Origin of the sequence: Streptomyces cupreus (genome assembly GCF_014257025.1) — a bacterium.
Classification (GTDB): Bacteria; Actinomycetota; Actinomycetes; order Streptomycetales; family Streptomycetaceae; genus Streptomyces; species Streptomyces cupreus.
In genome coordinates this window covers 242,469-264,484 of sequence record NZ_JACMSF010000002.1, presented here as the reverse complement: position 1 = coordinate 264,484, position 22,016 = coordinate 242,469, and the positions used below count along the sequence as shown (strand labels likewise).

Sequence of the window (22,016 nt, the reverse complement as noted above, 5' to 3'; positions counted from 1 at the left end):
AGCTTGTCAAAGGGTTGACACCCGGCTGCAATCCCGCTCAGTGTGGGTCGGACAGGTTCTGGACCGGTCCAAAGAGGGGCTGTCATGGTGGATGCGCTCGGGGTCGCCGTCGTCGGGTTCGGCTGGATGGGTCGGGTGCACACCCAGGCCTACGCCCGCGTCCGCCACCACTATCCGCAACTTCCCCTGCGCCCGGAGCTGGTCACCGTCGCCGAGGAGGTGCCGGGCCGGGCCGAGGAGGCCGCCGCACAGTTCGGCTTCGCCTCGACGACCCGCGACTGGCGCGAGGTGGCCGCCGATCCCCGGGTCCGGGCGGTCAGCATCACCGCCCCGAACTTCCTGCACCGCGAGATCGGCGTCGCGATGGCCGAGGCGGGCAAGCACATCTGGATCGAGAAGCCGGTGGGCCTGACCGCCGAGGACGCCCGCGCGGTCGCGGACGCGGTCGCCAAGGCGGGTGTGCGCAGCGCGGTCGGCTTCAACTACCGCAACGCGCCCGCGGTGGAGAAGGCGCGTGACCTGATCGCCTCGGGCGGGATCGGCACGGTCACGCACGCGCGCGTGCGGCTGTTCAGCGATTACGCCGCCCATCCCGAGGGCGCGCTGACCTGGCGCTACGAGCGGGAGCGCGGCGGCAGCGGAGTCCTTGGCGACCTCGCCTCGCACGGCGTGGACCTGGCCCTCTACCTACTCGGCGACATCACGTCCCTCACCGCCGACACGGCCGTCTTCGTGCCGGAGCGGGCCCGCCCGACCGGCGCCACCGCGGGCCACTCCAGGGCCTCGGGCGGTGAACTCGGCCCGGTCGAGAACGAGGACTACGTGAGCTGCCTGCTCCGCTTCGCCTCCGGGGCCCGAGGTGTCCTGGAGGCCTGCAGGGTCTCGGTCGGCGAGCAGAACAACTACGGCTTCGAGGTGCACGGCACCAAGGGCGCGGTCCTGTGGGACTTCCGCCGGATGAACGAGCTCGGCGTCAGCCGCGGTACGGCCTACCAGGAACAGCCGGTCAGCACGGTGTACGTCGGCCCGGGCGACGGCGAGTTCGGCGCCTTCCAGCCCGGCGCCGCGAACGCCATGGGCTACGACGACCTGAAGGTCGTGGAGGCGTACCGCTTCCTGCGCTCGATCGCCGAGGACAAGGCATACGGCGCCACGCTCACGGACGCCGTGCGCAGCGCCGCCACGCTCGACGCGATGGCCCGCTCCGCCGAGACCGGCACCTGGGTCGACCTGCCTTAGAGCCTGTCAAGCCGTAGGCATGTTGTAGGGCGTGACCACCTGGATCGCGGACGGCAGCGAGGGCCCTGCGGGCGGCAGGGCGCCATGGGACCGCATCACGTGGTGGCAGGCCTCGCGCATGTCCTGGCGCAGATCGTGGTGGAGGACGACGGACAGCCGGTGCTCGCGCAGCAGACGGGTGTTGTCGTGGTCAAGGTCGTGGGCGACGAACACCGCGCACTCGCGGCCGAGGTCCTCGAAGGCCCGCAGGGTGGCGATGTTGCCGCCGCCGATGGAGTAGACGGCCCGGATCTCCGGGTCGCGTGCGAGGGCGGCCCGGACGAGGTCGTACTGGGTGGCGTCCAGGCCCTGGCCTTCGGCGATCTCCACCAGCGCGCGCTCGGGGTGCCGGGCGCGCATGGCGCTGCGGAAGCCCATCTCGCGCTCCTCCTCGTTGCGGAAGAAGCCGCTGGAGAGGCTGGTGAGCACATTGCCGGGGCGGTCGCCGAGCCACTGGCCCATGAGGTACGCGGCGGTCGCGCCGGCGGCCCGGTTGTCGATGCCGACATAGGCCAGGCGCGGGGTGGACGGCAGGTCGGTCACCAGCGTCACCACCGGAATCCCCGCCTCCGTCAGCCGGCCGACGGCGGCCGTGACCTCTGGGACGTCCGGCGCCTTGAGGATCACGCCCTGCGAGCCGCGCCGGGCGATCCGGTCCAGCGTCCGGGTGAGCTCCTCGACCGGCCCGGTCTCCCGGAAGTGGAACCGCGAGCGCACCACCGCCGGGTGCAGGGACGGCAGTTCCGCCTCCAGGGCGGCCCGCACGGCGGTGGAGAACCGTTCCGGGGACTGCATCACGATGTCGACCATGAAGGTACGGCCGACCAGACGGACCTGGGTGCGCTGCCGGTCCAGGTCGGCGATGGCCTGGCGGACCTCACGCTCGGTGCTCTCCCGCACCCCTCCCCTGCCGTTGAGCACCCGGTCCACGGTGGCCTCGCTCAGGCCCGCCTGACGTGCGATCTCGCGGATCGGGAACGGGTGGCCCATGCCGATGCTCCTTGAGGGGTTTTTGATGGCCGCCTGCTGGTTGTTCGACGTCTTTGTCCTGACAAGAATGACAGCACTGAGTCGCCGCTGTCACCGAGAGGACACCGATGTCCTTCCCCTCCTGGCTGTCCGCGCAGGACTGCGACCTCGACTCCTTCCGCAAGCTCGTCGAGCGGACCACCGACCCCGCCGGCTACCCGCACGCCGTCGCCGTCGAGCGCAATGTGCTCGTCTACGACGGGACCGTCCCCGGTGACGAGCTGGTCCGCGCCCTCACCGACGGCCCCGGCGTGGTGGTCTTCCGCGACGCCTTCCCCGACCCGGCGGTCGTCGACCGGGTCACCGAGGTCTTCGAGGCCCTGATCGCCGAGCAGCGCGCCTCGGGCGCGCACGCCGGCGACCACTTCGCCCGGCCCGGGGCCAACGACCGGGTCTGGAACGCGCTGGAGAAGGCCGCCCTCCACGCCCCCAAGGCCTTCGCCGACTACTACGCCAACGACATCCTGGCGCTGGTCTCCCGGGCCTGGCTCGGCCCCGGCTACCAGGTCACCTCGCAGGTCAACGTCGTGAACCCGGGCGGCGCCGCCCAGACCGCGCACCGCGACTACCACCTGGGCTTCCTCTCCGACGAGACGGCGGCCGCCTATCCGGCGCATGTGCACCGCCTCTCCCCCGTGCTGACCCTCCAGGGCGCCGTCGCACACGGCGACATGCCGGTGGAGTCGGGGCCGACGATGTACCTGCCGTACTCACAGACGTACGAGCCCGGCTATCTGGCCTGGCGGCGCCCGGAGTTCCAGGAGTACTTCGGCACCCACCACGTCCAACTCCCGCTGGCGAAGGGCGACGCGGCCTTCTTCAACCCGGCCCTGTTCCACGCCGCCGGCACCAACCGCTCCACCGACATCCGGCGGATGGCCAACCTCCTTCAGGTGTCGTCCGCGTTCGGGCGGGCGATGGAGACGGTGGACCGGGAGGCGGTCGTGAACGCCGTCTATCCCGTGCTGCTCAAGCGCCGCAGTGAGGGCGCCGACGAGACCGGTCTTGAGAACGTGATCGCCGCGAGCGCCGAGGGCTACCCCTTCCCCACGAACCTCGACAGCGACCCACCCGTCGACGGACTCGCCCCGCCCTCCCAGGCGGACGTCGTCCGGCGCGCGCTCGCCGAGACATGGACTCCCGAGGCTCTGCGGGATGAGCTGCGGGCCGGCGCCGAGCGGCGCCAGAGCTGAAAGGACCCTCAAAGACATGGGACTTCTCGACGACAAGGTCGTCCTCGTCAACGGCGGCACCCAGGGCGTCGGTGCCGCCGTCGCGCGGGCGGCCGCGCGCGAGGGGGCGGTCGTGGCCGTCACCGGCCGGCGCCCGGAGCCTGGTGAGGCGCTGGTGGCGGAGCTGACCGCCGCCGGCGGCAAGGCCCTGTTCGTCCGCGCCGACCTGGCCGACGCCGAGCAGGCGAAGGCCTCCGTCGCCGAGGTCGTGGCGGCCTACGGCCGGATCGACTGCCTGGTGAACGCGGCGGGGCTGACCTCCCGGGGCACCCTGCTGGACACCACGCCCGAACTGTTCGACCGGCACATCGCGATCAACCTCAAGGCGCCCTTCTTCGCCATGCAGGCGGCGGTCGCCGACATGGTGGCCCGCGAGGCACCCGGCACGATCGTCAACATCATCACGTCCTCGGCGCACGGCGGACAGCCGTTCCTCGCGCCGTACGTCTCCGCCAAGGCCGGGCTGATCGGGCTGACCCGCAACGCCGCCCACGCGCACCGCTTCGACCGGATCCGGATCAACGGCCTCAACATCGGCTGGACCGAGACCGAGGGCGAGGACGCGACCCAGCGGACCTTCCACGGCGCCGGGGACGACTGGCGCGAACGGGCCGCCGCCCGGCTGCCGATGGGCAAGCTCGGCCAACCGGACGAGATCGCCGACTTCGTGGTGTTCCTGCTCTCGGATCGCTCCGGGGTGGTCACCGGATCGGTGATCGACTGGGACCAGAACGTGCTCGGCGGACTCGACTAAAAAACCCTCAGCTAGGAGTTGCACCACCATGCGCATCGGAATCCTCGGCCTCGGCCGTATCGGCGCCTTTCACGCCGAGACCCTCTCCGGACTCGACGCCGTCGACTCCCTCGTCCTCACCGACCCGTTCGCGGACGCCGCCAAGTCCGCCGCCGAGCGGTTCGGCGGCGAGGTCGTGGACTCGCCCGAGGCCCTGCTGTCCGCCGGGGTGGACGGCATCGTCGTCGCGGCGGCCACGGACGCCCACCCCGCGCTGATCCTCGCCGGGGTCGAGGCCGGCATCCCGGTCTTCTGCGAGAAGCCGGTCGCCAAGGCCATGAGCGAGGGCGTCCGGGTGCTCAGGGCCGTCGAGGGCAGCGGCGTGCCGATCCAGATCGGCTACAACCGCCGCTTCGACACCGGATTCGTCGCCGCCCGCGCCGCCGTGCAGGCCTGTGAGCTGGGCAAGCTGCACACCGTACGGTCGACCACACTGGACCCCGCTCCCCCGCCGGCCGCGTACATCGCCGCCTCCGGTGGCATCTTCCGGGACTGCTCGGTGCACGACTTCGACATCATCCGCTGGGTGACAGGGCGTGAGGTGACCGAGGTGTACGCGGTCGGCGGCAACCGGGGCGCCGACTACATCAAGGAGGCGGGCGACGCCGACACCACGGGCGCGATCCTCACCCTGGACGACGGCACCATCGCGGTGGTCTCCAACTCCCGCCACAACGCCCGCGGTTACGACGTGCGCATGGAGCTGCACGGCTTCCAGGACTCCATCGCCGTGGGCCTTGAGGACAAGCTGCCGCTGCGCTCGGTGGAACCCGGGGTGACCTTCCCCGGGGGCACCCCGCACGACTTCTTCATGGACCGCTTCGCCGCCGCCTACCGCGCCGAACTCACCGCGTTCACCGAGGTGGTGGCCGGCACCCGGACCTCCCCGTGCACGATCGCGGACGCCCTGGAGGCCGGCTGGATCGCCGAGGCGTGCACACTGTCGCTGCACGAGCACCGCCCCGTCACGATCGAGGAGGTACGGCAGGCATGAGCGAACCGGGCCGGGAACCGCTGCGCATCGGAGTGCTGGGCGCGGCACGCATCACCGAACGCGCCCTGGTCGACCCGGCCCGGGCCACCGGCCACCGTCTGGTGACGGTGGCCGCCCGCGACCGGTCCCGCGCCGAGGCCTTCGCCGAGGCGCACGGCGTGGAGCGGGTCGCGGACTCCTACGCCGATCTGCTCGCCGACCCCGAGGTCGAGGTCGTCTACAACCCGCTCGCCAACGGACTGCACGGACCGTGGAACCTCGCCGCCCTCGCGGCGGGCAAGCATGTGCTCTCGGAGAAGCCGTCGGCGAGCAACGCCGAGGAGGCCACCGAGGTGCGGGAGACCGCCGCGCGGGCCGGGACGGTCTTCATGGAGGGCTTCCACTACCTCTTCCACCCGGTCACCCGGCGGCTGCACGAGCTGCTGGAGAGCGGCGAGCTCGGCGAACTGCGGCGGGTGGAGGCGCTGGTCGCGATCCCCGCGCCGGACGCGGGCGATCCGCGCTGGTCGCTGCCGCTGGCGGGCGGGGCGCTGATGGACCTGGGCTGCTACAGCGTGCACGCCGTACGGTCCCTCGCGCCCTGGGCGGGCGGCGCGCCACGCCTCACCGGCGCCCGGGGCGGCGAGCGCGCCGGCGCGTCCGGTGTCGACGAGTGGCTGGACGCCGACCTGGAGTTCCCGGCCGGTGCCACCGCCTCGGCGCGCTGTCACATGGCGTACGACGGTCTGGAGATGAGCTGCCGGATCGTCGGCACGCGCGGGACCGCGTACGCCCCGAACTTCGTGCTGCCGCATCGGGACGACCGGGTCGTCGTCCGCACCCCCGACGGCGAGCGCACCGAGTATCTCGGCACCCGCTCCTCGTACACCTACCAGCTGGAGGCGTTCGCGGCGCGGGTGCGCGAAGGGACGCCGCTGCCGCTGGACGCGGACGACGCGCTGGCGACGATGACACTGATCGACGCGAGCTATCGCGCGGCCGGGTTCGAGCCCCGGCCGCGCACGGCTGTCAGCCCTCCGAGCCGCTGATGTTGACCATCCACGGCACGCCGAAACGGTCGGTGCACATGCCGAAGACGTCGCCCCACATCTGCTTCTCCAGCGGTACCGACACCTGGCCGCCCTCGGACAGCTTCTCCCAGTAGCCGCGCAGCTCGGCGTCGTCGTCGCCGCTCAGGCTCACGGAGAAGTTGTTCTCGGCCTGCTTGCCGGTCCCCTCCGGGTTGTCGGCGCCCATGAGGGTGAAGCCGCTCGGGGTCTCCAGCATGCCGTGCATGATCTTGTCGGCCATCGGGGTGTCCTTCTGCCCGAAGTCGCCGTAGGAGTTCAGCACCAGGGTGCCGCCGAAGACCTCCTTGTAGAACTCCATGGCCGGCCGGGCGTCGCCGGCGAAGGTGAGGTAGGGGTTGAGTCGCGAAGCCATCAAAAGCCTCCCGGGGCGGGAACGGTCACTGCTGTGCACGCTAGCGCCCGGCACTGACAACGGCCTGTCGAGCGCTCAGCCGTAGAGCGACGGCCGTTCGACCAGCTCCACCTCGACCCGGCCGCCCTCGTGCAACGCCCGCACGCCCGCCTCGCAGACGGCGGCCGCCGCGTAGCCGTCCCAGATGCTCGGCCCGGTGACCTCGCCGCGCCGGGTGGCGTCGACCCAGGACTGGATCTCCCGGTCGTAGGCGTCGGCGAACCGCTCGGTCCAGTCCTGGGCGATGCTGCCGCCCCAGCGGCCCGCCATGGCGGTGACCAGGGCGTGGCCGTCGCCGACGCGGGCGGTGCCGCGTTCGCACACCACCTCGGCCTGGACCTGGTAGCCGAATCCGCAGTTGACGAAGATCTCCACGTCCGACAGGGCGCCGCCGGCCGTCTCCAGGACGACGAACTGGGGGTCGGCCAGGCCCTCGGGGGCGCCGGCCGAGGACGCCGGGCGCAGCACGGTGACCGCCGTGATCTCGTGGCCGAGCAGCCAGCGCGTCACGTCCACCTCGTGGGCCACGGAGTCGGTGATGAGCATCTCGGAGGTGAAGAAGGCCGGGCTCGCGACATTGCGGTGCCGGTTGTGCAGCATCAGCGGGCGGCCCAGTTGCCCGGTCTCCAGCAGCGCCTTGAGCCGTGTGTGCTCCGGGTCGTAGCGGCGCATGAAGCCGACCTGGACGCGGCGCCGGCCGAGGGTCTGTTCGGCCTCGACGAGGCGCAGCGCGGAGGCCGCGTCGGGGGTGAGGGGCTTCTCGCACAGCACGGGCAGGTCGTGCGCGAAGGCCGCCATGAGCGCCGCCTCGTGCGCCGGGCCCGGGGAGGCGACGAGGACGGCGTCGACGTCCGCCGACGCCATCGCCGCGGCCGCGTCGGTGTGCACGGCGCAGCCGTCGACGCGGGCGGCCACGGTCTTGGCCCGCTCCGCGTCGACGTCCACCACGGCGGTGACCCGCGCCCCGCTGATGACCTCCTGGATACGGCGGACATGGTCGGCGCCCATACGGCCGGTGCCGATGACGGCGACTCCCAGGGGTGTGGCCATGACCGTCCTTTCAGGCGCCGCAGGACCTCAGGAACTTTCGGGTGCGCACCGCGATCGGCAGCGGCTTGTCCGGCTCGCAGGGGTACATGTCCTGCTCGACGATGGCGAACAGCTCGACCCCGAGCCGCTGCGCGGCCACCAGGACCGGCTCCAGCTCCGGGACGCCGGAGGGCGGTTCGCACATCACACCGCGCTGCACCGCCGGGCCGAAGGGGATCTCGTTCTTGACGACGTCCGCGAGGATCTCCGGATCGACCTGCTTGAGGTGCAGATAGCCGATGCGCTCGCCGTAGGCCTCGATCAGCTTGACGCTGTCGCCGCCGCAGTAGGCGTAGTGCCCGGTGTCCAGGCAGAGGTTGACGAGCTCGGAGTCGGTGGAGTCGAGGAACCGCTCCACATGGTCCTCGGTGTCGATATGGGTGTCGGCGTGCGGGTGGACGACGATGTCGAGGCCGTAGACCTCCTTGACCTCGTGGCCGAGCCGCTCCATGCCCTTGGTGAGGTGGGCCCACTGCTCGCCGGTCAGCTCCGGCGGTTCCAGGATCTCGGCGGTCTTGTCGTCGCGCCAGAAGGAGGGGATGACGACGAGGTGCCGCGCGCCCATCGCCTGGGTGAGCGCGGCGACCTGGCTGACGTGCTCCCAGGTGGACTCCCAGACGGAGGGGCCGCGGTGCAGGCCGGTGAAGACCGTCCCTGCGGACACCTTGAGGCCCCGGCGGGCGACCTCGTCGGTGAGCCGGGCCGGGTCGGTGGGGAGATAGCCGTACGGGCCGAGTTCGATCCACTCGTATCCGGCCTCGGCGACCTCGTCGAGGAAGCGTGCCCAGGGCACCTGCTGGGGGTCGTCGGGGAACCACACGCCCCAGGAGTCCGGGGCCGAGCCGACCCGGATGCGGTCGAGCGCCGCCATGTTCACGCCCTCCCTTCGGGGGTGCCGGCCACCGGCGCGGTGAGCTCGTCCTCCTCGGGGAGCTCCTCCACGTCGACTCCCCGCACCTGCGACAACTCGTGCTTGAGGGCGGCGAGTTCGGCGCCGCCCGCCATGTGGTTGGTGAGCTCCTCCAGGCTGACCTGGTCGCGGGAGGCGGACAGTTCCAGGGTGCCGAGCCGCAGCACGCTGAAGCGGTCGCCGACCATATAGGCGTGGTGCGGATTGTGGGTGATGAAGATGACGCCGAGGCCCCGGTCACGGGCGGCGGCGATGTACTTCAGGACCACTCCGGACTGCTTGACGCCGAGGGCGGCGGTGGGCTCGTCCAGGATGAGGACGCGGGCTCCGAAGTAGACGGCACGGGCGATGGCCACGCACTGGCGCTGGCCGCCGGAGAGGGTGCCGATGGGCTGTTCCAGATCGTCGAGGACGATGCCCATGTTGCGCAGTTCCTCGTCCGCGGTCCTCTTCATCCGGTCGATGTCGAGGCGCCGGACCGGCCAGGGGCCCTTGGTCATCTCGGAGCCGAGGAAGAAGTTGCGCCACACCGGCATCAGCGGGACCGTCGCCAGGTCCTGGTAGACGGTGGCGATACCGCGGTCGAGGGCCTCGCGGGGGGTGGTGAAGCGGACCGGTTCGTCGTCGACGAGGAACTCGCCCTCGGTATGCTGGTGCAGACCAGAGATGATCTTGATGAGGGTGGACTTGCCGGCGCCATTGTCGCCGAGCACACAGGTCACCTTGCCGGGGTGGACGGCGAGGCTCACGCCGTGCAGGGCGCGGATGTTGCCGTAGGACTTGCCGGCGCCGCGCAGTTCGACGATCGGCCGTTCCTCCTCGGGGACCGTGTCCTTGAGGATGGCTCCGTGAGGGGTCGTCATTGCGGTCACCTCCGGGTCGCCGTCTGGCGGACCCACAGATTGATGAGCGTGGCGCCGAGGAGCATCACGCCCAGGAACGCCTTGAACCAGTCGGGGTTCCAGCCGGCGTACACGATGCCCTGCTGGACCATGCCGAACATGAACGCGCCGAAGACCGGGCCGATCGCCGAGCCGTAGCCGCCGGTCAGCAGACAGCCGCCGATGACGGCCGCGGCGATGTAGATCAGCTCCTGGCCGACGCCCTCACCGGACTGCACGGTGTTGAAGGAGAACAGCTGGTGCATGCCGACGAACCAGGCGCCGAAGCCGACCAGCATGAACAGCGAGATCTTGGTGAACGTCACCGGTACACCGACGGCCCGGGCGGACTCCTTGTTGCCGCCGACCGCGAAGATCCAGTTGCCGTACTTGGTGCGCAGCAGCACCCAGGTGGCGAGCGCGGCGAAGACCAGCCACCAGACGATGGTGATCTTCACCTGGACTCCGCCGACGTCGAAGGAGGAGGCGAACAGGGCCTTGGCCTGGTCGAATCCGTCCATGGTGCTGATGTCGTCGGTGGCGACGTTCCCGGTGACCAGCTTGGTGATCGCGAGGTTCGCGCCCTGGAGGATCAGGAAGGTGCCGAGGGTGACCAGGAAGCTGGGCAGTCCGGTCTTGACCAGCATCCAGCCGTTGAAGAGCCCGACCGCGAGCGACACGATCAGGGCCACGATCACACCGACCCAGACGTTCATGGTCAGTTGGTAGCTGATCATGCTGGCGGTCAGCGCGGAGGTGATCACCGCGACGCCCGACGACAGGTCGAACTCGCCGCCGATCATCAGCAGGGCCACAGGCAGCGCCATGATCCCGATGGTCGACGACTGGTACAGGATGTTGGCCATCGAGCCGCCGTCGCGCACCGGCGGGGCGGTGATGAGGAAGAAGACCAAGACCGCCACGGCGCCCAGGAAGACGCCCACTTCGGGCCGGGCGAGGAGCCGCAGCGCCAGGGGGCGCTCGGCGGTCCGCCCGTCGGTGTCCTTGGGGCCGGGGGCCGGCGGTGAGGTCACCGCCGGCTCAGCCTGTTGGGTCATGCTCATCACCGGGTGCCCTTCGCGGCGAAGCCCGCGACCGCGTCGACATTGGACTTGTCGACGAAGGCCGGACCGGTCAGCACCGGCTGCTCACCGCCGCCCATGTAGTTGCCGTTGTTCTTGTAGAGCCACAGCGAGTCGATCGCCAGGTAGCCCTGGAGGTAGGGCTGCTGGTCGACGGCGAACTCGATGCTGCCCTTGCTGATGGCTCCGGTCAGGTCCTTGTTGAGGTCGAAGGTGGCGACCTTGGCCCCGCTGCCCGACTCCGACACCGCCTGCGCCGCGGTGAGCGCGAAGGGGGCGCCGAGCGTGACGACGTAGTCGATCGCCTTGTCCTCGGCGAGCTTGGCGGTGATCGTCGACTTCACGGACGGCATGTCGGTGCCGTTGACGTTCAGTGTCTCGACGGTGCCGGAGAAGGTCTTCTCGACGCCGTCGCAGCGCTGGGTGAGGCCGATGTTGCCCTGCTCCTGGATGACACAGACGGCCTTCTTGGCGCCGGCTTCGTTCAGCCGCTTGCCGAGCGCCTCGCCCGCCACCGTCTCGTCCTGGCCGAAGAACTCCATCAGGCCGAGCTTCTGCCACTCGCTGACCCCGGAGTTGAGGCCGACGACGGGTATGTTCGCCGCCTTCGCCTTGGCTATGACGTCCTTGAGGGCGTCCGGCTTGGCGAGGGTGACGGCGATGCCGTCGACCTTCTGGTCGATGGCGTTCTGCACCAGGTTGGCCTGGACGCCGGCACTGGGGTCGGCCGAGTAGATCAGCTTGACGTTGTCCTTGGCGGCGGCGGCCTCGGCCCCCTTGCGGACGATGTCCCAGAAGGTGTCGCCCGGCGACTGGTGCGTGACCAGGGCGACCGTCATACGCGGTGTGTTCGCCTTGCCTGCGGCGGCTCCTTCCGCGCTTTCCTCGGCCTTCTTGCCGCCGGAGCCGCTGGAGCAGCCTGCGAGGGTCAGTGCTGCCGCAGCGGCCAAGGCCACCAGGGGCGCCATTCTGCGGGAGCGGGAGTGCGAAGAGCGGTCCATCTTTCCTGCACCTCACTGTGCTACGGGGGAACGACGGGAAAGAAACGCGGCTGGTGCGTTGGTCCCGGATCCAATCCCCTGAGGAGCCCGCTGTCAATACTTTGTTAAGACATCATTTCACAATCAGGTCCGAATGTAAGTACAAACTATTGACACCGCCATGCACGGAGGCCTACACCTGGGAGGCGGCGGGGACGATCTCTACCCGCTGCGATCGGGCGTATCCCTGACGCGGGTGTAGACCTTGAACGGAGCCCCAGTTGAGCAACACGACCGTCCGTCTGACCGTCGCCCAGGCGCTGGTGCGGTTCCTGTCCGCCCAGTACACCGAGCGTGACGGAACCCGGCACCGGCTGATCGCCGGGACCTGGGGGATCTTCGGGCACGGCAATGTCGCCGGGATCGGGCAGGCCCTGCTGGAGGCGGGCGGGGAGGCGATGCCGTTCCACCAGGGCCGCAACGAGCAGGCCATGGTGCACGCCGCCGTGGGCCACGCCCGACAGCTCAACCGTCTGTCCGCACAGGCCGTGACGACCTCCATCGGCCCCGGCGCCACCAATCTGGTCACCGGAGCCGCCCTCGCGACGATCAACCGCATCCCGGTCCTGCTACTGCCCGGCGACTACTTCGCCACCAGGCCCGCCGACCCACTGCTCCAGCAACTGGAGCACCCCGCCCAGGCCGATGTCTCGGTGAACGACACCCTGCGCCCGGTCTCCCGGTACTTCGACCGCATCACCCGCCCCGAGGCCCTGATCCCCTCCGCCCTCGCCGCGATGCGCGTCCTGACCGACCCGGCCGAGACCGGCGCCGTCACCCTCGCCCTGCCGCAGGACGTCCAGGCGGAGGCCTTCGACTGGCCCGAGGAGTTCTTCACGGACCGTGTCTGGCGGGTACGGCGGCCCGCGCCCGACCCCGTCGAACTGGCCGACGCCGTAAGGGCGATCAGGTCCGCCGCCCGGCCGCTGATCGTGGCGGGCGGCGGGGTCCACCACAGCGAGGCCGAGCGGGCGCTTCAGGCGCTGGTGGACGCCACCGGCATCCCGGTCGCCTCCACCCAGGCCGGCAAGGGCTCCCTGCGCCACGACCACCCCGCCGACCTCGGCGGCATCGGCCACACCGGCACCGCGGTCGCCGACGACCTCGCCCGCACCGCCGACCTGGTGATCGGCGTCGGCACCCGGTACACCGACTTCACCACGGCCTCGGGCACCCTTTTCCAGCACCCGGAGGTCCGGTTCCTCAACCTCAACATCACCGCCTTCGACGCCCACAAACTGGCGGCCAGGACCCTGGTGTGCGACGCGCGGACCGGTCTGGAGCAGCTGACGCAAGCGCTGGACGGGCAGCGCTTGGACCCGGCGTACGAGGCCGAGTACCGCGCGGGGAAGGCGAGTTGGGAACAGGTCGTCGAGGGCGCCTACCGCGCCGACGACCCCAGCGCCGTACCGACCCAGACGCAGGTGCTCGGCGCGCTCGACGCGGTCGTCGGGGACGAGGACGTGATCATCAACGCGGCCGGTTCGCTCCCCGGCGATCTGCACAAGCTGTGGCGGGCGCGGAGCCCGCGCCAGTACCACCTGGAGTACGGCTACTCCTGCATGGGCTACGAGATCCCGGCCTCGATCGGCGTCCAGCAGGCCACCCCGGACACCCCGGTGTGGGCGCTGGTCGGCGACGGCACCTATCTGATGATGCCGACCGAGATCGTCACCGCCGTCCAGGAGGGCCTGCCGGTCAACCTGGTCCTGATCCAGAACCACGGCTACGCCTCCATCGGCGGTCTGTCCGAGTCGGTGGGCGGCGAGCGGTTCGGCACCGCCTACCGCCATCGCGCCGCCGACGGCACCTTCACCGGCGCCCCGCTCCCCGTCGACCTCGCCGCGAACGCGGCCGGCCTCGGCATGGACGTCCTGCGCGCCAAGACGGTCGGGGAGCTGCGCGAGGCCCTCGCCGCCGCCCGTGACTCGGACCGCCCGACCTGCGTGTACGTCGAGACCGACCCGACGCCCACCGCTCCCCCGGCCGAGGCCTGGTGGGACGTACCGGTGGCTGAGGCCGCCTCCCGCCCGGCCGCCGTAGAGGCCCGCCAGGAGTACGACCGGCAGGCCGCCGCCCGCCGCCGCCATCTCTGAAACACCCCACGAAAGGCAGGTACGTCCATGGCGAAGACCCGAGACCGCGCCCGCGACCGGGCCGCCTCCGCTCTCGACGCCCTGCACTTCGCCCTGGACCGCAACAGTCCGGTGCCGCTGTACTACCAGCTCGCCCAGCAACTGGAGGCGGCGATCGAGCACGGGGCGCTGGCCCCGGGCAACCTCCTCGGCAACGAGATCGACCTGTCCACCCGGCTCGGCCTGTCCCGGCCCACGGTCCGCCAGGCCATCCAGTCCCTCGTCGACAAGGGACTGCTGGTACGCAGGCGCGGGGTCGGCACCCAGGTGGTGCACAGCCAGGTCAAGCGCCCGCTGGAACTGAGCAGCCTCTACGACGACCTGGAGGCGGCCGGACAGGGCCCGACCACGCAGGTCGTACGCAACGAGACCGTCCCGGCCGGCGCGGACGTGGCGGCCGCCCTCGGCCTCGCGGAGGGCGCCGAGGTGATCCTCCTGGAGCGGCTGCGCTGCACCCACGGCCAGCCGGTGGCGCTGCTGTGCAACTACCTGCCCGCGGCGCTCCTGGAGCTCGACACGGCCCGTCTGGAGGCGACGGGCCTGTACCGGATGATGCGCTCGGCCGGGGTCACCCTGCACAGCGCCCGCCAGACCATCGGCGCCCGCTGCGCCACCGCCGAGGAGGCGGCCCAGCTGGACCAGAAGGAGGGCGCCGCCCTGCTCACCATGCAGCGCACGGCGTACGACGACACGGGCCGGGCGGTGGAGTACGGCACCCACATCTACCGCGCCTCCCGCTACGCGTTCGACTTCCAGCTGCTGGTGCGGAGCTGAGCGCGAGGCGGCGGCCCCCGGCGCGGTTCACTTCGTGAGCGACTTGCTGAAGAGGGTGACCGGGCGCTCCTGTCGTTCGCCGTCCACGACGAGGTCGACGGCCTCGTTGTAGAAGGCCAGATGTCCCTCGATGGCGCCGACGGCGGGCAACGGCTCCGGGTAGCTCCAGACGACGTTCCGCGGGACGTCGGCCTCGCGGCTGAAGCTCCAGTACCGGGCGTTGCCCTTGTAGGGGCACAGGGACTTGTGCGCGGTGGGCTCGAACAGGTCGAGGCGGACGTCCTCGACGGGGATGTAGTACCGCTCCGGCAGCCCGGTCTCGAAGAGCAGCACCGGGCGGCGGGTGTCCGCCACGACGGTGCCGTCGATCTCGACCTGGACATGGCGGCTGCTGCGCAGGGCGTCCACCCGGTGGTGCGGGTCGCGCGGGTGGCCGAAGATCTCCTCTTCCTCCTCGTACCAGTGGTCGAGGCCGTCATCCCAGCGCAGGAACCACTCGAAGGCGATGTGTCCGGCGAGGTCGGCGGCGGGGAACGTCCATGCGGCGTTCTCCACCCGCTCTCCGCCGACTTCGAGGTCGTAGAAGATCTGCGAGCCGGTGTGGGTGCCGGTCGGGGGTTTCTCAGCCGGGTGCAGGAGGTCGGTGCGGACCTCCTCGCGCGGGAAGGCGTAGCGCGGGACGGGGATCCCCTCGGGCTCCCAGACGAGGACGGGGTGGCGGCTGTCGACGACGGTGACCTCGCCCTTCACACCGCGCACCCAGCGCTCGCAGGGCTCCCACAGCAGGCCTTCGGGGGTCGTACGGACGGACCGATCGCCAGGAATGGGCATGATCCACGCTCCTTCGGCTCCCTCTTCGGAGCGTAGTCCACCCAGGCTCAGTGGGCGGCGTCAAGACGGCCCCGCTGCTCGGCCGTCAGCTCCAGGTCCACCGCGGCCAGATTCTCCTCCAGCTGGGCCACCGAGGACGCCCCGGCCAGCGGGATCACCGGCAGCTCCGCCCCGATCTGCCACGCCAGCACGACCTGGTTGACGGTCGCGTCGGCCTCCTGGGCGACCTCCCGCAGCACTTTGAGACGGGCCGGGGTGCCCGGGTGGTCGTAGTCCGGCGGCAGCGGCTTGTCCTGCCGGGTGTAGGCGCCCGTGAGCAGCGGGGAGTACGCGACCAGGGTGAGGTCGGGCTCGGCGCGCAGATACCCGAGGAGCTCGGGCCCCGCGTGGCCGAGGCTGCCGTCGGGGAAGAGGTCGCTCGGCACGTCGAAGCGCGGGCGCAGATGGCTGTGCTGGTACTGGAGCACCTGGTAGCCGGGCAGTCCGGCCGCGGCGGCCAGCGCGCGGGCCCGTTCCACCCGCCACACGGCGTGGTTGCTGACGCCGAGCACTCCGACGGTGCCCTCGGCGACCAGCTCGGCGAATCCCCCGACGGTCTCCTGGAGGGGCACCCGCTGGTCCTCGATGTGCGCGTAGAGCAGGTCGATCTTCTCCACGCCGAGCCGTTCCCGGCTGCGCTCGGCGGACTCTCGGATCACCTTGGCCGACAGCCCCTCGGGGTTGTCGACGTAGCTGGTGCCCGGGGCCAGGGGGCGGGCGCCGAGCTTGGTGGCGAGGACGATCTCGTCGCCGACGCCCCGGCTGCGCCGCCACCGGCCGAGCAGTTCCTCGCTCTGGCCGCCCTGGCCGCCGTCCTCCCAGAAGGCGTAGTTGTCGGAGGTGTCGATGAAGTTCCCGCCGGCCTCGACATAGCGGTCGAGTACGGCGAAGGACGTCTCCTCGTCGGTGCGTGAGCCGAAGAGCATCGCGCCGAGCGCGAGGACGCTGACCTCGCGGCGGTGTTGTGGGTCGGTGCCGATCGTGCGGTACTTCATGCCGGATCCCTCCCGTTGGTGGTGGTCGGGAGGGAGTCTTCAGCTTGAAGCGCACTTCAAGTCAAGTGCGCAGAGCCTACTTGGCGAACGGTCCTTCCAGCGCCGCCCATTGGAGCAGCATGATGGTCTTGGCGTCGGCGATCTCCCCGGTGCGGATCATCTCCAGGGCCCGGCGGAAGGGCAGTTCGAGGATCTCGATGTCCTCGCCCTCCTCGTCGAGGCCGCCGCCCTCGTGGGTGCGGGTGAACGGCCCGTACTCGGCCGCGTAGAAGCTCACCCGCTCGGTGACCGAGCCAGGGCTCATATAGACGTCGAACACATGCTGTACGGCCCCGATGGTGTGGCCGGTCTCCTCCACCACCTCGCGCCGCACGGCGATCTCGGGGTGTTCGTCGTCCTCGTCGAGGAGTCCGCCCGGGGTCTCGACGAGCATCCCGTCGGGGTGGCCGTTGACGTACACAGAGAAGCGGAACTGGCGGGTGAGCAGCACGGTTTCGCGTTCCGCGTCGTACAGGAGCATCGTGGCGCCGTTGCCGCGGTCGTGGGTCTCGCGCTCCTGGGTGCTCCAGGTGCCGTCGGCGTGCCGGAAGTCGAAGGTAGTGGTCCGCTCGATGTACCAGTGGCTGGAGAGCAGCTTCACGTCGCGCACCTTCACGCGCGGGTTGCCGGTCAGGTCCAGTCCGGTCCGGTCGAGTCCGGTACGGCCGCGGCGGTCAGGGGTGTCGATTCCGGGCACGGAAGAAGAGGTCATGGTCCGCTTCTACCATCACGCGCCGCGTCAGCCCTCGGCGCCCGTGTGCAGCGCGGCCAGCACATCGGCGTCCGTGACCTGTTCGAAGTTGTCGTACCAGAGCCCGACGGCCATGAAGTCGACCGGCTGGTGCAGACAGATCACCTCGTCGGCCTCCGGGCTCAGCAGCTCCACGCCCTCGGGCGATCCGACCGGCACGGCGAGGAGCACGCGCTCGGGCGACTGCCCCTGGATCCAGCGCAGCGCGGCCCGTGCCGTCACTCCGGTGGCGAGTCCGTCGTCGACCACGATCACGGTACGTCCGCGCAGGTCGAGGGCCGGACGGCCGTGCCGGTAGAGCTCCTCGCGGCGGTGGAGTTCCGCGCGCTCACGCGCCACGATCGGCGCCAGTGTGGCCTCGGTGAGCCCGAGCCGGCCGAGGGCCCAGTCGTCGAAGACCGGAGGATCGTCGCCGCAGATCGCGCCGACGCCGAGCTCCTCCTGGAAGGGCGCGCCGATCTTGCGCGCGACCAGTACATCGAGCGGGGCGTCCAGCGCGCGGGCGACCTCCTGGGCCACGGTGACCCCGCCCCGAGGAAGCGCCAGGACGACGGGATCCTTCTCGTGTCGGCTCCGTAGCTTCTGGGCCAGCTCCCGTCCGGCGTGCCCACGATCACGGAACAGCGTCATGATCGTCACCCCATTCCCGTGCCGCGCGCTCCGCGTACCCAGGGGACGAGGGATCGATGCACCCCGAAGGGATCAGCTGGAAGGATGACCGCCTCCGACGCGTTCATGACACTCTCCTCCAGGCCATGGATGACGCCTGAAGGACCAGCGACGCCCAAGCGCACCGGCCCAGATCCCCTACCGCCGATCGCCGCAGGCTCGATCGACGGCTCCCGCGGCACCTGGGTCCGGGACCGCCTCAAGATGACCGGGGTGCAGCGGGGCCTGACCAGCCGTCACCCGTGACCATGCGGGCCTGCTGAGAGCAGTTCGCCGGCGGCGCGCTCGACGTCGGCCTGGGACACGAGTACCAACTGCGCTGCCTTACCCAGCGGGATGAAGCTGTCCTGGCCGGCGACCCGTCGGATGGAGCCGGTGAATCCGGCATCGGCCAAGGCGGTGACGACTCCCTCTGACACGCCTCCCGTACGGCGGGTCTCGTCGACCACGAGGACGCGTCCCGTCGCACGGGCTTCCCGCAGCAGGTCGTCGACCGGCAAGGGTGCCAGCCAGCGCAGGTCGACGACCCGGCACGCGATGCCCTGCTGCTCCAGCCGGCGGACGGCCCGAAGCGAGATGTGCAGGCCGTTGCCGAATGTCACGAGGGTCAGGTCCGTGCCTGTGCCGTAGGTGCGTGCCCGGCCGATCGGTACGTGCTCTGCGGGTGACGGGTACGCGGCGAGCCAGGCGTTGTCCCCCTCCGTATGGAGATCTCGCGTGTGGTAGAGCGCGATCGGCTCCAGGAAGACGCTGACCGTTCCGTCCACCTTCCCGGCCGCCACACACGTACGAAGCATCGCGGCGGCGTCGTCAGGGCGGGACGGGGAGGCGACGACCAGACCGGGAATGTCACGCAGGACGCCCAGCGCGTTGTCGTTGTGGAAGTGACCGCCGAACCCGCGCTGGTAGCCGTAGCCGGCGATGCGCACCACAAGGGGGTTGCGGTACTGGCCCTGGGAGAAGAACTGCAGCGTGGCGGCCTCGCCGCGCAGTTGGTCCTCGGCGTTGTGCAGGTACGCGAGGTATTGGATCTCCGCCACCGGCAGCAGCCCGGACAGCCCCGCACCCAGCGCGAGGCCGAGGATGGCCTGCTCGTCGAGCAGGGTGTCGAAGACCCGAGCGGTACCGAAACGCCGCTGCAGTCCTCGGGTCAGCCCGTAGACCCCGCCCTTGCGGCCGACGTCCTCGCCGAAGACGACCATCTCCGGGTGGCTGCCGAGCAGGTCGGCGAGTGTGTGGGTGATGGCCTGGGCGACAGTGACGGGCTCGTCCACGGGCACCGCGGACGGTTCGCTCGTACGGCGTGCCGCAGCCGCCACCAGGCCGGGACGGCGGGGTGCGATGGGGGCGGCGATCTGCGTGGCGGTGGTCAGGGGCTCGCTGTCGAGGGCCTCCTTGGCAAAGGCGAACACCCGTCCGCCCACCTCGTCGTACCGGTCGAGAATCTGCTGCGGGGTGCGGACGCCGGTCGTTGTGAGCAGCCGGGCCGTGGCCAGCAGCGGATCGCGTTCCAGATCCGCGGTGACTTGGGACGGCGTCCGGTAGGCGGCTTCGGCGTCCGAGCCCGCATGGCCGAGGAACCGCACCATCGACAGGTGCAGGAACGCCGGTTGCCGGTTCTTGCGTACATGGTCCACTGCCTCGCACGCGGTGTCGAAGGCGGCTTGCGGATCGCACCCGTCCGCGGCGAAGTAGGCGAGAGAGGGCCGGTTGCCGTAGGCGCGCCGCACCCAGTCATGCGGTGTCGGCACGCTGATCCCCAGGCCGTTGTCCTCGCAGACGAACAGGATCGGCATCGGCAGGCCCTGGTAGGCCGCGTGGCAGGCGCTGTTGATGGCGCCTGCCGCCGTGGAGTGGTTGACCGAGGCGTCACCGAAGGAACAGCAGACCACGGCATCGCCGGGCCAGGCGCACTCGGTCCCGAGCCGCTTGGCGCGGGCGATGCTCCACGCCACCCCCACTGCCCGGGGCAGGTGGGAGGAGATGGTCGACGTCTGCGGGATGACGGCCAGTTCGCGACGCCCGTACACCTTGTGCCGTCCACCGGCGATCGGCTCGTCGGCCCCGGCGGCCACCCCCAGCAGCATGTCCCTGACCGCGTCGACGCCGCCGGCCTGCCGGGCGCGGGCGCAGTAGAAGGCGCCGGAGCGGTAGTGCAGCAGCGCCGGGTCGGTGGGGCGCAACGCGAGGGCGAGTGCGGCGTTGCCCTCGTGCCCGCTCGATCCGATGGTGTAGTAGCCGCGGCCCTGCTGCTGCATCCAGCGCGCGGCGGCGTCGGTGTGGCGGCTCTCCAGTTGGGCGTCGAACAGGTCCAGTGCCGTACGGGTGTCCAGTGCGGTACGGGTGTCCAGTGGGCCTGCGGCGTGGGCGGCAGGCCCGAGACCGGCCACTGCCTCGCGGAAGTGCCGGTCCAGGTCCTCGACGCCGCTCACAGGCGGAAGGACAGGTCGGGTTCGAGCGTGGCCACGTCCATCTGTGCTTTCTGCAGACGGCCGGAGTGGTCCCAGTTCATCGACTGCCAGCGGGTGAACTGGTCGAGCACCCACTGCCCCGACTGGCGACTGCCGTTGCCCGACTTGCCGTTGCCGCCGAACGGCAGGTGCGCCTCGGCTCCGGAGGTGGTGTTGTTGACGCTGACCATGCCCGCGGAAATGCCGCGCCGGAACGTCCACACCTCGTGCGGATCGGTGGTGTAGATCGCGGCGGACAGCCCGTAACCGTGGGCGTTGGCCAGATCGAGGGCCTCGTCGAAGTCCCGGTAGGTGGTCACTGAGACGATGGGCCCGAAGGTCTCGGTGAGGAACAGGTCATCGTCGCGGCGCACTCCGTCGACGATCACCGGGTGGTAGAACATGCCCGCTTCAGGGTCCCCGACGAAGCCCTTGCGCGGGTTGTCGGTGGTGATCCGCCCGATGCCGTCGGAGCCGTACGTCCGGTGGTGGTCCTTGATCCACCCGAGGAAGGTCTCGTAGCGCTGCGCGAACCGCTCGTCGAGCATCGGGCCGTACAGGACGTCCTCGAACGCGTCGCCGATCCGGGCCGCGCGGCTGGCGGCGTCGAAGCGGGCGAGGAAGTCCTCGTGCACCGACTCGTGCACGATGAGCGTCCCAAGAGAGGTGCACCGCTGCCCCGCGGTGCCGAATCCGGAGAACAACGCCCCCTCGACCGCCAGGTCGAGGTTTGCGCTCGGGGTGACCACCTGGGGGTTCTTGCCGCCCAGCTCCAGGCACGGGGTCTGCAGGTGGCTTCCGCACAGGGCGCCGATCTTCCGGCCGACGAGCGTGGACCCCGTGAAGCCGACCTTGTCGACCAGCCCGGCGTCGAGGGAGGCCTCCAGACCGGCGTACGTCTGCTCCCCGTCGGCGAGTACGAGGTTGAGCACGCCGTCGGGCAGGCCGCCGCCGTGCACGAACAGCTCGAAAAGGGCCTTGGCGCTCGCGGCGGCGTACTCGGCGGGCTTCCACACCACGGTGTTGCCGGTCACGAGCGCCGGCACGAGGTACCAGGACGGCACGGCCACCGGGAAGTTGCCCGCGGTGATCACCGCGACCGCGCCCATGGGGTTGCGGAAGGTGAACAGTTGCTTGTCGGGCATCTCCGAGGGCACCGTCTGCCCATACAACCGACGGCCCTCGCCCAGGAAGAAGTCGCAGGTGTCGATGATCTCCTGGACTTCGCCGAGTGCCTCGGCGAGCGGCTTGCCGATCTCTTCGGTCACGATGCGGGCGAGCCGGTCCTTGTTGGCTTCGACGAGCCGGCCGATCTTTCCGATCGCGGACCCGCGCACCGGCGCCGGGACGTCCGCCCAGGACCGCTGGGCCGCCTTCGCGGCCCTGGCGGCCTCGACGAACGTCGAGGCGTCCCCGAGCGAGACCTCGGTGACCAGCTCGGCGGTACGGCCGGGATTGGGGCGCTGAAGAGTCCCGCCGGGAGCGCCGGCGACCAGGCGGCCGGCAACGATCGAGGCGACGGAACGGGCCATGACTTTGCTCCT

At 70.7% G+C, this 22,016-nt stretch carries 20 protein-coding genes; 7 read left to right on the top strand and 13 right to left on the bottom strand.

The features are described 5' to 3' along the window. The first annotated feature begins 84 nt into the window (after window positions 1-84). Window positions 85-1,239, top strand: a complete 1,155-nt coding sequence (locus H4N64_RS03020; RefSeq protein ID WP_186280489.1) for a Gfo/Idh/MocA family protein — start codon at window positions 85-87, stop codon at window positions 1,237-1,239. A gap of 6 nt (window positions 1,240-1,245) precedes the next feature. Here the strand turns inward: H4N64_RS03020 and H4N64_RS03015 are convergent, their stop codons facing one another. Beyond that, window positions 1,246-2,268: a LacI family DNA-binding transcriptional regulator gene (locus tag H4N64_RS03015; protein WP_186280488.1), complete on the bottom strand. Its 1,023-nt coding sequence runs from the start codon at window positions 2,266-2,268 to the stop codon at window positions 1,246-1,248. A gap of 107 nt (window positions 2,269-2,375) precedes the next feature. Between H4N64_RS03015 and H4N64_RS03010 the strand changes: the two genes are divergently transcribed. The 4 genes from H4N64_RS03010 to H4N64_RS02995 are packed head-to-tail and all read left to right on the top strand — an operon-like array spanning window position 2,376 to window position 6,354. Continuing rightward, complete coding sequence (locus H4N64_RS03010; protein ID WP_186280487.1) at window positions 2,376-3,500, top strand: phytanoyl-CoA dioxygenase family protein; 1,125 nt, start codon at window positions 2,376-2,378, stop codon at window positions 3,498-3,500. 16 nt (window positions 3,501-3,516) lie between these two features. Further along, a complete protein-coding gene (locus H4N64_RS03005) occupies window positions 3,517-4,293 on the top strand; it encodes an SDR family oxidoreductase (protein ID WP_186280486.1) in 777 nt (258 codons plus the stop codon). 28 nt (window positions 4,294-4,321) lie between these two features. Then, the gene (locus H4N64_RS03000; RefSeq protein WP_186280485.1) at window positions 4,322-5,326 is read left to right on the top strand and encodes a Gfo/Idh/MocA family protein; all 1,005 of its coding nucleotides are present in this window, start codon (window positions 4,322-4,324) and stop codon (window positions 5,324-5,326) included. Then, on the top strand, window positions 5,323-6,354 hold the full coding sequence (locus H4N64_RS02995; RefSeq protein WP_186280484.1) for a Gfo/Idh/MocA family protein: 1,032 nt from the start codon (window positions 5,323-5,325) through the stop codon (window positions 6,352-6,354). Before H4N64_RS03000 ends, H4N64_RS02995 begins: the two co-directional genes overlap by 4 nt. On the opposite strand, the gene H4N64_RS02990 is transcribed toward H4N64_RS02995, so the two are convergent. From H4N64_RS02990 to H4N64_RS02965, 6 genes are all read right to left on the bottom strand, one after another. Continuing rightward, the gene (locus H4N64_RS02990; protein ID WP_186280483.1) at window positions 6,335-6,748 is read right to left on the bottom strand and encodes a VOC family protein; all 414 of its coding nucleotides are present in this window, start codon (window positions 6,746-6,748) and stop codon (window positions 6,335-6,337) included. The genes H4N64_RS02995 and H4N64_RS02990 overlap by 20 nt on opposite strands. Before the next feature lie 75 nt (window positions 6,749-6,823). Continuing rightward, window positions 6,824-7,837, bottom strand: a complete 1,014-nt coding sequence (locus H4N64_RS02985; RefSeq protein ID WP_186280482.1) for a Gfo/Idh/MocA family protein — start codon at window positions 7,835-7,837, stop codon at window positions 6,824-6,826. 10 nt (window positions 7,838-7,847) lie between these two features. Next, window positions 7,848-8,747: a sugar phosphate isomerase/epimerase family protein gene (locus tag H4N64_RS02980; protein ID WP_186280481.1), complete on the bottom strand. Its 900-nt coding sequence runs from the start codon at window positions 8,745-8,747 to the stop codon at window positions 7,848-7,850. 2 nt (window positions 8,748-8,749) lie between these two features. Beyond that, window positions 8,750-9,649 carry an ATP-binding cassette domain-containing protein gene (locus H4N64_RS02975; RefSeq protein ID WP_186280480.1) on the bottom strand — a complete coding sequence of 300 codons (900 nt, stop codon included), beginning with the start codon at window positions 9,647-9,649 and terminating at the stop codon, window positions 8,750-8,752. Window positions 9,650-9,654: 5 nt separating this feature from the next. Next, window positions 9,655-10,731, bottom strand: a complete 1,077-nt coding sequence (locus H4N64_RS02970) for an ABC transporter permease (protein ID WP_186280479.1) — start codon at window positions 10,729-10,731, stop codon at window positions 9,655-9,657. Further along, window positions 10,731-11,750, bottom strand: coding sequence for a sugar ABC transporter substrate-binding protein (locus H4N64_RS02965; protein ID WP_186280478.1), 1,020 nt, complete (start codon window positions 11,748-11,750; stop codon window positions 10,731-10,733). Before H4N64_RS02965 ends, H4N64_RS02970 begins: the two co-directional genes overlap by 1 nt. Before the next feature lie 260 nt (window positions 11,751-12,010). On the opposite strand from H4N64_RS02965, the gene iolD reads away from it, so the two are divergent. Together iolD and H4N64_RS02955 are read left to right on the top strand one after the other, a co-directional pair. Then, complete coding sequence (gene iolD, locus H4N64_RS02960; RefSeq protein ID WP_186280477.1) at window positions 12,011-13,885, top strand: 3D-(3,5/4)-trihydroxycyclohexane-1,2-dione acylhydrolase (decyclizing); 1,875 nt, start codon at window positions 12,011-12,013, stop codon at window positions 13,883-13,885. 27 nt (window positions 13,886-13,912) lie between these two features. After that, window positions 13,913-14,698 (top strand): GntR family transcriptional regulator, encoded by a 786-nt coding sequence (locus H4N64_RS02955; RefSeq protein WP_260859512.1) that lies wholly within the window; start codon window positions 13,913-13,915, stop codon window positions 14,696-14,698. A 27-nt stretch (window positions 14,699-14,725) separates the two neighbouring features. Here H4N64_RS02955 and H4N64_RS02950 read toward each other — a convergent pair whose 3' ends face one another. From H4N64_RS02950 to H4N64_RS02925, 6 genes are all read right to left on the bottom strand, one after another. Continuing rightward, window positions 14,726-15,529 (bottom strand): DUF427 domain-containing protein, encoded by an 804-nt coding sequence (locus tag H4N64_RS02950; protein WP_186280476.1) that lies wholly within the window; start codon window positions 15,527-15,529, stop codon window positions 14,726-14,728. 47 nt (window positions 15,530-15,576) lie between these two features. Then, window positions 15,577-16,563, bottom strand: a complete 987-nt coding sequence (locus tag H4N64_RS02945) for an aldo/keto reductase (protein ID WP_186280475.1) — start codon at window positions 16,561-16,563, stop codon at window positions 15,577-15,579. Between the two features lie 76 nt (window positions 16,564-16,639). After that, a complete protein-coding gene (locus tag H4N64_RS02940) occupies window positions 16,640-17,314 on the bottom strand; it encodes an NUDIX domain-containing protein (protein ID WP_186280474.1) in 675 nt (224 codons plus the stop codon). 27 nt (window positions 17,315-17,341) lie between these two features. Next, window positions 17,342-17,983, bottom strand: coding sequence for a phosphoribosyltransferase (locus H4N64_RS02935; RefSeq protein WP_186280473.1), 642 nt, complete (start codon window positions 17,981-17,983; stop codon window positions 17,342-17,344). Window positions 17,984-18,258: 275 nt separating this feature from the next. Next, a complete protein-coding gene (locus tag H4N64_RS02930; RefSeq protein WP_186280472.1) occupies window positions 18,259-20,454 on the bottom strand; it encodes a transketolase C-terminal domain-containing protein in 2,196 nt (731 codons plus the stop codon). After that, window positions 20,451-22,004 (bottom strand): aldehyde dehydrogenase family protein, encoded by a 1,554-nt coding sequence (locus H4N64_RS02925; RefSeq protein ID WP_186280471.1) that lies wholly within the window; start codon window positions 22,002-22,004, stop codon window positions 20,451-20,453. Before H4N64_RS02925 ends, H4N64_RS02930 begins: the two co-directional genes overlap by 4 nt. Between the last annotated feature and the right edge of the window lie 12 nt (window positions 22,005-22,016).